The sequence below is a fragment of the Arthrobacter sp. M4 genome, assembly GCF_020251205.1.
Taxonomy (GTDB): domain Bacteria; phylum Actinomycetota; class Actinomycetes; order Actinomycetales; family Micrococcaceae; genus Arthrobacter.
On record NZ_JAIWYX010000033.1, the window covers coordinates 1 to 11,904 of the forward strand.

The 11,904-nt window shown below is 63.5% G+C and carries 6 protein-coding genes; 3 read left to right on the top strand and 3 right to left on the bottom strand.

Annotated features, from left to right (window positions below; translation table 11 throughout):
* Nucleotides 1–122: 122 nt before the first annotated feature.
* The 3 genes from LD110_RS23085 to LD110_RS23095 all read right to left on the bottom strand — a co-directional run bounded on the left by LD110_RS23085 (nt 123) and on the right by LD110_RS23095 (nt 6,374).
* A complete protein-coding gene (locus LD110_RS23085; RefSeq protein WP_225502284.1) occupies nt 123–1,298 on the bottom strand; it encodes a zinc-dependent alcohol dehydrogenase in 1,176 nt (391 codons plus the stop codon).
* 196 nt (nt 1,299–1,494) lie between these two features.
* Nucleotides 1,495–3,387, bottom strand: a complete 1,893-nt coding sequence (locus LD110_RS23090; RefSeq protein ID WP_225502285.1) for a S8 family serine peptidase — start codon at nt 3,385–3,387, stop codon at nt 1,495–1,497.
* A gap of 491 nt (nt 3,388–3,878) precedes the next feature.
* The gene (locus tag LD110_RS23095; RefSeq protein WP_225502286.1) at nt 3,879–6,374 is read right to left on the bottom strand and encodes an HNH endonuclease; all 2,496 of its coding nucleotides are present in this window, start codon (nt 6,372–6,374) and stop codon (nt 3,879–3,881) included.
* Between the two features lie 671 nt (nt 6,375–7,045).
* Here LD110_RS23095 and LD110_RS23100 point away from each other — a divergent pair.
* The 3 genes from LD110_RS23100 to LD110_RS23110 all read left to right on the top strand — a co-directional run bounded on the left by LD110_RS23100 (nt 7,046) and on the right by LD110_RS23110 (nt 11,664).
* A complete protein-coding gene (locus tag LD110_RS23100; protein WP_225502287.1) occupies nt 7,046–9,223 on the top strand; it encodes a transglycosylase domain-containing protein in 2,178 nt (725 codons plus the stop codon).
* A gap of 338 nt (nt 9,224–9,561) precedes the next feature.
* The gene (locus LD110_RS23105) at nt 9,562–10,947 is read left to right on the top strand and encodes an ammonium transporter (protein WP_225502288.1); all 1,386 of its coding nucleotides are present in this window, start codon (nt 9,562–9,564) and stop codon (nt 10,945–10,947) included.
* Nucleotides 10,948–11,022: 75 nt separating this feature from the next.
* Entirely contained in the window at nt 11,023–11,664 is a 642-nt protein-coding gene (locus LD110_RS23110; protein ID WP_225502289.1) for an NADPH-dependent F420 reductase, read from the top strand.
* Nucleotides 11,665–11,904 lie beyond the last annotated feature (240 nt).

Sequence of the window (11,904 nt, forward strand, 5' to 3'; positions counted from 1 at the left end):
CTGCCAACTTGGCCGAAGCCCAAGACCCTGCCAACTTCGCCGAACAGGAGCCTGCCAACTTGGCCGAAGCCCAAGACTCTGCCAACTTGGCAGAACTCAGGAGCCTGCCAATTTGGCCGGATTCAAGGCTTGAGCACCACCTTGACGCAGCCCTGCTCCTTCTTTTGGAAGGTCTTGTAGGCTTCAGGGGCCTGCTCCAGGGGTAGTTCGTGTGTTTTCAGGTCCATCACGCCAAGCGGATCGGCCGACTCCTCGACGAGGGGCAACAACTCGTCCGTCCAGCGCCGTACATTGCATTGCCCCATTCGGAGCTGAATCTGCTTGTCGAACATGGCCATCAGCGGCATGGGGCTTATGACACCCCCGTACACACCACTTAGCGAGACTGTTCCCCCACGGCGGACCGCGTCGAGGGCACAATGAAGGACCGCCGTCCTGTCCACTCCGGCAGTTTCAATGAGCTTCTTGGCAAGGGAGCCAGGAAGAACACTGACCGCATTCTGTGCCAATGCACCTAGCGGGGAATGCTCCGCCTCCATGCCAACGGCGTCGACGACGGCATCCGGCCCGCGCCCGGCCGTCATGTCGCGCAGGTGGTCACCCACTTCGTTGCTGAAGTCGACTGTATCGATGCCGTGGCGCTCGGCCATTGCGCGCCGCTCGGGGACCGTCTCCACTCCAATAACGCGGTGTCCCAGATATCTGCCGACACGGCTGACAAACTGGCCCACAGGGCCCAAACCGAAAACCGCCAGCGTCCCGCCGTCGGGCACGTCCGCGTACTTCACACCCTGCCAGGCCGTCGGCAGAATGTCGGACAAGAAAAGGTACCGCTCGTCGGGCAGTTCGCTCCCCACTTTGACCGGACCATAATCCGCGTGCGGGACGCGGAGGTATTCAGCCTGGCCCCCCGGAACCGAGCCATACAGTTCCGAGTAACCAAAAATCCTGGCGCCTGTGCCCCGCTCGCGGACCTGGGTGGTTTCACACTGGGACTGCAGTCCCCGCGCACACATCCAACAGTGGCCGCAGGCGATGTTGAAAGGGATCACCACCCGGTCTCCCGGCTTGAGATTCGTGATCCCGTGCCCGACTTCCTCAACGATCCCCATGGGCTCGTGCCCCAGCACATCGCCCTCGTTCATGTAGGCGCCGAGGACTTCATAAAGATGCAGGTCGGAGCCGCAAATCGCAGTAGACGTGATCCTGACGATCGCATCCGTCGGCTCCTGGAGTATGGGGTCAGGCACGTCATCGACGCTGACGGAACGCCGCCCGTGCCATGTAACTGCTTTCATGTGGGACCCCTAAGTTCGGAATACTGCGGATAGTAAGCTTACTTATCATCCACAGTATTCCGAGCGCCAGCGCCAAGGACAAGGCCCCGCCCGAGCCTCACCATGTACCAGCCCCCGCTCCCGAAGCTTGGCGCTCCCCTGATGCGGGTTGCTTTCTGATGTAGCGGGGACCGATCTCAGGTGCTCTTCCGCCCGCTCACACCGAACCGGTGGTGAATGTCCAGTTCGTGGTGACCAGGCTGTTGCCTGCCAGGTCGCCAATGGCTGAGGGACCTCCCGTGACCGTCACTGTGTACTTGGTCTTGGCGTCCAGCAACATAGTCGGCTTGAGGATCCACTGGTTGGTGGTCCCGTTTCTAGTAACCGTGGCGGAAACAACGGCGCCGGTTACGTAATTCTTCAACGTGAAAGTCCCCGTTCCGACGCCTTGGACGGCTTCGTTGAACGTTACGGTGACAGCGGCACCTCTCTTCACCAGGCTCGCGCCTGAGCCGGGTGACTTGGCGGTGATGACTGGAGCCGGGCCGGTGGTGAACGTCCAACTGGTGGTCGCCAAGGGTGTGCCATTGGCATCCCTAATGGCTGTTGTTCCGCCGATCAAGGTCGCCGTGTAACGAGCATCGGCGGTCAGGCTAGCCGACGGATTGAGAGTCGCAGTTCGCGTGGTTGCGTTGTAGCTGACTGCCGCAGGAACAGACGCGCCGGAGGGGGATTTCAGCACAAACGTGCTCGCGCTGAGTCCCTGGACATTGGTGCTAAAGGTAGCGGCCACATTGCTCGAGGTAGCTACCGAGGTGCTGTTCGGCGCCGGGCTCACTACCGTGACCTTCGGCGCAACAGGGGCTGGGGCCGGGGCAGGGGCTGGGGCCGGGGCGGGTGCTGGAGCAGGTGCCGGAGAAGGCGCGGGCGCCGGAACCGTTGACGGGTCAGAGTACAGCAGGCGATTCGGCGTACCCGCGCTTGCTGCCGCGATAACGCCCGGGGTGGCGCCGGAGGTAATCCGCGATTCGACGGTGTCAGGGGTTAGGGAAGGGCTTTGCGAAAGCAACACGGCCACAGCCCCAGCTACATGCGGCGTCGCCATGGACGTTCCACTCATAGTCGCCGAGGCAGTTGGGGACGTGTAGGACGCGGAGGTGATAGCCACACCCGGTGCATAAAGGTCCACGCAGGAGCCGAAGTTCGAGAAGGAGGCCTGCCGGTCGGATGAGTCGCTGGCGGCGACGGTGAGGGCGCCCGCAACCCTGGCGGGCGAGCTTGAGCAAGCGTCAGCAGCGGAGTTGCCTGCGGCCACGACGACTGTGACGCCGTCGTTGATGACGCTCTGAACGGCACTGTCAACCATGCTGCTTGCTGGACCACCGAGGCTCATGTTCACTACCGCCGGTGTTCCAGCGGTGTGATGGGCTTCAATCCAGTCCAGGCCGGCAATGACGTCCGAGTTGTAACCGGATCCACTGCAGTCCAGCACACGCACTGGGACGATGGTCGCCGCCTTTGCCACACCATATGTGGCACCCGCTATGGTTCCCGCAACGTGTGTGCCGTGCCCATTGCAGTCACCGGTTCCGAGACCGTCGTTGACCGCTGTCCATCCGGCCGCAACCCTCCCGCCGAAGTCATTGTGGGCGGCATACACGCCCGTATCAATCACATATGCGCTGACCCCGGCGCCGGAAGCAGCGTAGGAGTAAGTGCTGGAGAGCGGTAGAGCCCGTTGATCGATCCGATCCAGCCCCCAGCCTGGCTGTGGCTGGGTTTCGGTCACGGTTACAGGTGCGTCAATTTCGACGGCGGTGGCCCGCCCGGACCGCTTCACGGCTTCGATCTGGCCCTTGGTCGCGACAACAGCGGCGCCACGTACAGCCTTACTGAACGTACGTCCGACGCCGACCCCCTGCGATCGCAGTGCCTTCGTTTCGGCTTCCACATCAGCGTCGGAGGCGTAGCGAACGATATAGCGATCCGTGGATTCGGATGCGGGCGTGGTCTGCTCTGAAGGCTTGGGAGCCGCGGAAGCTCCGACGGCCGTGGACATAACGAGAAGGGACGACAACAGGGCAGTCACCGCAGCCGGGCGGAGAATCATTGAAGACCGAATTTTGGGTTCCTTCAACAGTGCTAGGTGGGTCAGTGTGGCGGGCCAATCGGCACCGTGCTCTTGAAGTTTAGGGTCGGAGATCGAGCTGTCAGCCGGACTTGTGGAGATCCTCGGGAAATCCTTGGAATCTTCGAAGGAGGATCGTCATCGGGTTACAAACCCTGGGCTGTCTGTGGGCTCGCGGATGCGGCGAACCCACACACACTTTGGGTCCCGGATAAGTCATCCCCCGGCTGCCGCTTGAAGTGCCATTGCTCAAATCCTGAACGACTCGCCGACCGTACCGCAGCCCTTAAAGTGGCCGGACCCGGCGTCCGCGGGATCGCAAGCTTGAAGTCCGGGACCAGCCGCCGCCCCAGGATGTGCAGCTCAAGTCCCGGACCGGTCGCCCGCACGAACCGAAGCTTGAAGTTCCTCGGGTTTCCGACCGTGTGCCGCATGTCAGACCGAGGCACCTCTGTCCGCGCTGGATCTGCTTCCTATGTCTTTAGGGGTCGGAAGTAGTGGTTTCGTCGGGGTGTTTGGTGGGGGTCGATGTGGGGTGGCGGGATGAACCAGGGTATGCCGGTTTTGACGTGGATGCGCCATTGTTCCTTGTGCATGAGTTTGTGGTGGTGGGAGCACAGCAGCACGCCGTTGTCGGTGCTGGTTTCCCCGCCGCGGGACCAGTAGGTGATGTGGTGGGCCTCGCACCAGTGCGCGGGGCGGATGCAGTCCGGGAAGGCGCAGCCCATGTCGCGGGCGGTGATGGCCTTGCGGATGTGCGGCGGGAAGATCCGGCTGGCCCTCCCGATGCCCAGGACCTGGCCCTCGGAGCCCATCAGCACCGGGATGATCTCAGCGTTGCAGGCGATCTTGCGGATCGTGGCGGCGGTGATCGGGCCGGTGAACATCGCCGTCCCGGTGCCTGAACCCAAACCAGTGGCGGCACCCGCACCAATCGCCGTGCCCGAACCAATGGCGGCGCCCAGGCCGCTGGCCGTGCCGCCGGTGGTACGCGTGTCGGTGGCCGTACCCAAGCCAGCGGCGATGCCCGAGCCGGCGCCCGTGCCTTCGGCGGTGTCGGAGAGCGTGCCCGTCCCCAAGCCGCCGGTGGTGCGCGTGTTGGTGGCGGTGCCCAAGCCTCCGGTGGTGCGTGTGCCGGTATTGGATTTGGTGGCGGTGTTCCCGGTGGTGCCGGTGAGGGTGCGGTAGAGGTCGGGGTAGCTGATGGTGACGGTGACCTGTGGGCGGACCCCGCCGTGGGCGGGCAGCTTTCCGGTGGCCAGGGCCAGGGCGCAGGCATCAACAACGGCGTCCAGCGCTTTCTGGGCCTGAGTGCGCCGGTCCAGCACCGGACCGCCACCATCGCCGCGAACTGCCGCGCCGCTCTCGTTGGCTGACGCCGTCACCGCACCGTGCGGGGCGATCGCGGACGGAAGTACGCTGTTCACCCCGGCTGCCTGCCCCTCCCAGCCCGCGGAGGCCCGGCCCGCCTCCAGACAGTCCGAGGCATCCCAGCCCGCGGCCGCCGTGTCCGCGGGGGTCCGGCCCGGGGATTCAACGGCCGAAGCCCTACCGGTGTACGCATGGCCTGTCCATTCGCTCCCCGCGGAAGCTCTGTCCGCCGAATCCCTGCCGGCGGATGCGTGGTCTGTGGATTCAGGGCCCGCCGAAGCCCCGCCGGCGGAAGCTGGGCCCGCGGATTCAAAGCCCGCCGAAGCCCCGCCCGCGGAAGCTGGGCCGGCGGATGCATGGCCGGAACCATCTGCCGCTGCCTGATCCTCTGCCGCAGTGGCTGCCGTGTCCCCGCTCCACGCTTCCTGACCCGCCCAGGCGTTGCCCGCCGCGGCCTTCCCCGCCGCGGCCTGGCCGGGCCCGCCGGTCCCGGCGGTGCTGCCGGTGCCGTTCGCGCGGAGTCTGGGATTGGTGGCGGTGCTGATCACGGTGGCAAGGGTTTCGAACTGCTCAGGGCTGGCGAAGATCTCGATGTGCTGCAAACCCCGGTACGACCGGCGCAGGAACCAGCCCTGACGGCGGCGCAGTTCCTCCTCACCAGGCTCGGCACCATCCTGGTCCACCGCATCCACCCAGCGCTGAGCGACACGGTGCACAAAATCCGGGTCGGACTCCGCCGCGGTGCGCGTCAACGCCCGCTCCATCCGGGCCAACAGAGCCGGTCCGGCCACATGCCTGACCTTCTCCAACGCCATGCTCACAGCAGTCGCCGACGCCGAGGGCACCTCCGCCGCGGCCACCGCCCCGGCGAGCTCACCAAGCCGCGCCGGAACCAACTGCCCCGCGATCCCCCGCGAATCCAGCACCGCCCCGGCAAGAGCCAGACGCCGCTTGGCCTCCCTGATCCCAATCCGCAACCGCACCCGCAAAAACTCAGCCGCAGTCCGAAACCCGTCATCCGCCACCACCCTCACCGCAGGGTCCACGGAATTATCACGGCCCGCGGAATCACCAGGGCCGGCAGAATTATCAGGGTCCACGGAATCATCAGGGCCTGCGGAATTATCGGGGCCTGCGGAATTATCGGGGCCTGCGGAATTATCGGGGCCTGCGGAATTGCCGGGGCCGTCGGGATTGTCGGGGCCGTGGGTCTCGGTCCACCCCGTCCGCCAGCCCCAAGGCTCATCCAGCCTCGCCGCAGCCGCCAGCGCCTCCCGCCGGGTCCTGTCCACCGCCTGCGCGGCAACCAACTGCAGGAACTCCACCGACCGGGACAACTCCTCCACCTGCCCGGCGAAATCCGCGGCCTCAAAGACATCAAACACGGCCGCCTCCGCCACAGCCTGCCCCCGAAGCTCCACAGAATCAGCAAGCAACCGCCCAAGCAGCTCAAAACCAAAGCCCGAACCAAGCGGGGCAACAAACCCAGCACCCGAACCCGAACCCGACGCAAGAACCCCGTCCGCATCCGGAATCCGCGCACCACCCAAACCAGGACCAGAGCCCCGGGAAGAGTCACGCTGCACGAACGGTTCCATGCATCAACCCTTCCATCACGCCCGCATAATCCCGACACGCAAGAAGGCCTATGTGCAAGATCCTTCGTATGTGCATAACCTGCACGAACTTTGTCCACAAACACGAACTTTGTCCACAAAGAAGAGGGGTCCACAGAACATCAAGCGAGCTAGGGCACCTCGCCAAGACCGCAGTTCCAAGCATGAGACCCAAGTCGCGCGGCTCGCGCCCCGCCGTTGAGCCCCCGCTGTCGGGCTCCGCATTCGAGCCCCTCCGCATAAGCCTGGCTCCAGCGCACGAGCCCCTCCGTACGAGCCGCGCCCCGCCGTTGAGCCTCCGCCGTCGGGCCCCGCATTCGAGCTCCGCCGCTCGGGCCGCGCCCCGCCGTCGAGCCCCGCCGCATAAGCCGAGCCCCAGCGGACGAGCCCCGCCCCGCCGTCGAGCCCCGCCCCGCCGTTGAGCCCCTCCGCGCAAGCCCCGCCCCGCCGTTGAGCCCCTCCGCGCAAGCCCCACCCCGCCGCCCCGCCGTCGGGGCGCGCCGCACAAGCCCCGCCATCCGCTTCACCCCCAACCCCAGCCCATCCGCCTCACCCCCAACCCCAGCCCATCCGCCACCGAAGCCCATGGAGCAGGCACGCTACCCGGGCGTATCCTGAAGGCACGTCGGTATGACGGAAACTTGGATGTGCGAATGAGACACCGTGGGCTCGTCCGTTTGACCGCAGCTTTGGGAAGGCTGCTCGGCTTCTTCGTGGTGAGCGCAATCTGCGGTGTCCTGGCAGCAAGCTTGGTGGTTCCCGCCGTCGCGGCCGTCGGCACCTCGGTCACTGGTTCTATCAACTTTTTCAACACCCTGCCCTCGGACCTGCAAGTCGATTCGCCGTCGTTGTCTACACGCGTGGTGACGTCCGACGGTCAGCCGATCGCCACCTTCTATGCCGAGAACCGTGTCAAGGTGCCGCTGTCCCAAATGTCTCCATACATTAGGGACGCCGTTGTAGCCATCGAGGACAACCGGTTCTACGATCATGCCGGCGTCGATGCCCAAGGAATCGTCAGGGCGCTGATCTTCAACCTGACGGGCAAAGGGCGGCAGGGCGCGTCCACGATTACGCAGCAGTACGTCACGAATGTCAGAAATGAGGCCTACGTATCCGCGGACCAAATCGATCGCGTAGTGCTAAGCGGCCAGAAAACCATTGGCGACAAAATCCGGGAAATGAAGATCGCGCTGGAATTGGAGAAGAAATTCACCAAGGATCAAATCCTGGAGGGCTACCTCAACATCGTGTTCTTCAACCGTGATGCATACGGCATCGAGGCAGCTTCGAGGCACTTCTTTAGCATCAGCGCCAAGGACCTGACCCTGCCACAAGCGGCCCTGCTGGCAGGAATGGTTAATGGCCCCAGCGTTTATGACCCCACCATCAACCCGGACTTCGCCATCCAACGGCGAAACACGGTGCTGGCGAAAATGCTCGAGCATGGCAAGATCACCCAGGCACAGCACGACGCTGCCTATGCCACCCCCATCGAACTTAAAGTCACCCCTGGCAGGCAAGGTTGTGCAAGCGCTGTTATGGCGCCGTACTTCTGCGACTACATTTCTCACCTAATCCTGAACGATCCGGCCTACGGCACCAGCGCCGCTGACCGCCAACGAATCCTTTACCGCGGCGGGCTCACCATCACAACAACGCTGGACAGCCGGTTGCAGAACGCCGCACAAGCCCAAGTGGATGCCACTGTGCCGGCCAACCCGGACAGATGGGGCGCTTCACTGGTCACCATCCAGCCGGGGACAGGGCGCATCCTGGCGATGGCCCAGAACACTGTCTTCCTAGCTGAACCGGGCAAATTCGATACACAACTGAATTTCAATGTCGATTCCCTCGACTCAAAAGGCAATGACCTCAACGGTGCAGGTGGCTTCCAACCAGGATCGGCAATGAAGCCGTTCACATTCGCTGAATGGCTCAACGAAGGCAAACCGCTCAACGGCATGATCGATGCCTCGCGCCGCGTATATCCGGTCGATTTTCCTTGGCGTTCCAGCTGCGGCAAGGTCCTGGGCGCCTATAGCACCGCGCAAAAGAACGCAGGCCTGGATGCGACGGATGACCTCAAAAACAACGACGAGGGCTACTACCGTCCTATGCCCATCAATTACGGCCTGTACAACTCGATCAACACTGCAACCTTTGCCACGGCTGCACAGGTTGATTTCTGCGGGATCCAGCGGATCGTGGACGCCGTCGGACTTCACAGCGGCTTGGATAATGCGCCCATCAACATGCACCAATTGGGCAATCTCTTGGGTGCAATCGGCGTCGCACCACTCGTTTTGGCCAACGCTTTCGCCACCTTCGCCAATGACGGCCGATACTGCGAACCCATCGCCATCCTGAGCGTGACCGACACCGCCGGCCGTAACTTCCCCGGACAAACCTCCCAATGCCGCGGCGCCATCAAGCCAGAAGTGGCTCGCGGCGTCAATGCCGTGCTGCAGGACGTGCTGAAGGTGGGGTCGGGCTTCTGGATCAATCCAAAGGTGCACACAGTAGTTCCAACCGCAGCAAAAACGGGCACAAACAACTTGAACAATTCCACGTGGGTGGTTGGTTACACGACGGGTCTATCCACCGCATCATTTTTCGGTGACGCCCTCGAAGGCCAGAAACGCCCGGGACAAAACGTGGTGATCAACGGTACGTTCTACAAATCGATCGACGGCTACATGTTGGCCGGCCCGCAGTGGGCCAACTACATGTTGAAGGTGGCGCCGCTTTATCCCGCGGCCGCTTTCCCGGGGCCGCCACCTTCGATGAGCCAGTCCCCGCCTCCGACGCCGGCACCCGCCACGCGCTGACAAGCCGGGTTAACGGACTGTTTCCGACTTCGCACCATTTCGCGAAGACTCGTTTTCCGGGGATCTCACAGCCTGTCGTGGATTGAATCCGCAATAACCCAGCCCTGACAAGGTGATTCACCACGCCGCACATAGGGCAGGCCATCCACTCATAGACTCCGTTTACATTCTTGAAACATGCCGGTCATGTGATCTTCACGGGGAGCCTTTTTCTGTAACGTGCCTGCAACTTTTTCCGCGATTCCCTGAAACACCGCACGAGAAACATTGATCAGGACATTTGGGGGGCCGGGTGCAGAAAGCCCTGGTACGGCAGCTTTTGGAGAAGGGACGCGCAGGTGGAAATCACTGCGGCGAACGTCTGGATGATGATGTCGGCGGCCATGGTGCTGCTCATGACACCTGCCCTCGGACTCTTTTACGGCGGCATGACCCGTGCCAAGGCCTCGCTCAACATGATCATGATGAGCTTCGTCTCCGCCGGTATTGTCGGCGTTGTGTGGGTGCTGTGGGGCTACTCAATGAGCGCCGGCCAGAGCATGTTCGGCATCTTCGGCAATCCCTTCACCAATTTCGGGCTTGAGGGCCTCACCGCTCCTGGCGAACTCATCAAGGTTGCGTTCAGCGCCACCTTCGCCATCATCACGGTGGCGCTGATCAGCGGAGCCATCGCGGACCGAGCCAAATTCACCTCGTGGGCGCTCTTCGTCCCCGGCTGGATTACCCTCGTCTACTGCCCCATCGCCTTCATGGTGTGGGGTGGCGGCCTCATGAGCGCTGGCGGCGCGGTGACGGCCATCTTCGGTCAGGTCATCGACTTCGCAGGCGGCACCGTCGTCGAAATCGCCTCCGGCACGGCCGCTCTGGTTCTGGTCCTCATCCTCGGCAACCGCCACGGTTTCGGCAAGGATCCCGGCCATCGGCCGCACAACATCCCGTTCATCATGCTCGGCGCAGGACTACTCTGGTTCGGTTGGTTCGGCTTCAACGCCGGCGCGGCAACGACGGCGGAACAGGCCGGCCTGATCTGGGTGAACACCCTGGCCGCTCCCGCTGCCGGACTCCTCGGTTGGCTTGGCCTCGAAAAGGTCCGCGATGGCCACCTCACTTCCCTGGGTGCAGTGTCCGGCGTGGTCGCCGGTTTGGTGGCCATCACGCCGTCGTGCGCCAACGTCAGCCCGCTTGGTGCCCTGGCCCTGGGACTCGCGGCAGGCGTGGCATGCGCATACTTCGTCAGCCTCAAGCAGCGCTTTAACTTCGATGACTCCCTTGACGTGGTTGGCGTGCACTTCGGTGCCGGCGTGATCGGCACGCTTGGCCTCGGTTTCCTCGCTCTTCCTGTCGACGGCGAGGGCGGCGGCCTCCTCTACGGTGGCGGCCTTCAGCAACTCATCGCACAGGCCGTCGCGGTTCTTATCACCATCGCTGTATCAGCCCTGGGAACCGCCGTCATCGGCTTGGCCATCCACAAGACCATCGGTTTCCGTGTCAGCCACGAGGACGAGCTCGCCGGCGTGGACATTTCCGAACACGCCGAAACCGCCTACGACTTTGGCGCTGTGGGCCATAACTCCTTCAACCCGCTCCACCAGATGCTCCAGGCAAGCCAGGAATTCCTTGCCCAGGCCACAGCGCCCGCCGCAAAACCACGGACTAAACCCCAGAATGAGGGCGCCATTCCGGAAAATGAAATCGAACGGGCAAAGGAAGAAGTCCCCGTCTAAGCCGCCCCTCTCTAATGGGCTACGCCAGGGTAATAGCCACGAAATTTCCTGCCCGAAACCGGTGTTGGCCCAAATATGACAACAATCGGAATCCTGGGTGCAGGACACATTGGCAGCCAGATTGCGCGCAAGGCAGTGCAGCTCGGCTATAACGTGGTGATCAGCAATTCGCGTGGCCCGGAATCGCTTCATGATTTAGTGTCGGAGCTTGGACCCCGGGCACGGGCCGCAACGGCGGCGGAGGCTGCCGCGGCGGGCGATTTCGTCGTCGTCACCATCCCACTCAAGGCCTACCGCAATATTCCCGTCGAGCCGCTGGCCGGCAAGATTGTCATCGATACCAACAATTACTACTGGGAGCGGGATGGACGCATTCCGGCACTGGACAGAGGCGAGGCGACCACGTCAGGCCTGCTGCAGAAGCACCTCCCCGCCTCCAAGGTGGCCAAGGGTTTCAACCACATCCGGTGGACGGACATCCTGAAGGACGGCACGCCCGCAGGCACGGAAAACCGTCGCGCACTGGCAACCGCAAGCGACTATCCGGAGGCTGCAGAGCTCGTCACCAAGCTCTATGACGAGTTCGGGTTCGACACCGTCAACATCGGCCCGCTCTCCGAAAGCTGGCGGGTCGAGCGGGACCGCCCTGCGTACATCAAGCGCCAAACGGCGCAGGAGCTCAAGGACAATCTGGCCAAGGCGCAGCGGACCATCTGACCCATCAGCCGCAGCGCGCCTCGCGGCGCACACAAACGCACACGCAACACACGCGGTCAGCCCCCAAGACAAAGGCCGACGACGGCGGGAAGCCACCCGCCGCAGCGCGCCTCGCGGCGCACACAAACGCACACGCAACACACGCGGTCAGCCCCCAAGACAGAGGCCGACGACGGCGGGAAGCCACCCGCCGCAGCGCGCCTCGCGGCGCACACAAACGCACACGCAACACACGCGGTC

What these genes read in the sequence shown, in the direction of transcription:
- LD110_RS23095 (WP_225502286.1), bottom strand. Translation starts at nt 6,374, where the DNA reads ATGGAACCGTTCGTGCAGCGTGACTCTTCCCGGGGCTCTGGTCCTGGT.
- LD110_RS23110 (WP_225502289.1), top strand. Translation starts at nt 11,023, where the DNA reads ATGACAACAATCGGAATCCTGGGTGCAGGACACATTGGCAGCCAGATT.
- LD110_RS23100 (WP_225502287.1), top strand. Translation starts at nt 7,046, where the DNA reads ATGAGACACCGTGGGCTCGTCCGTTTGACCGCAGCTTTGGGAAGGCTG.
- LD110_RS23090 (WP_225502285.1), bottom strand. Translation starts at nt 3,387, where the DNA reads ATGATTCTCCGCCCGGCTGCGGTGACTGCCCTGTTGTCGTCCCTTCTC.
- LD110_RS23085 (WP_225502284.1), bottom strand. Translation starts at nt 1,298, where the DNA reads ATGAAAGCAGTTACATGGCACGGGCGGCGTTCCGTCAGCGTCGATGAC.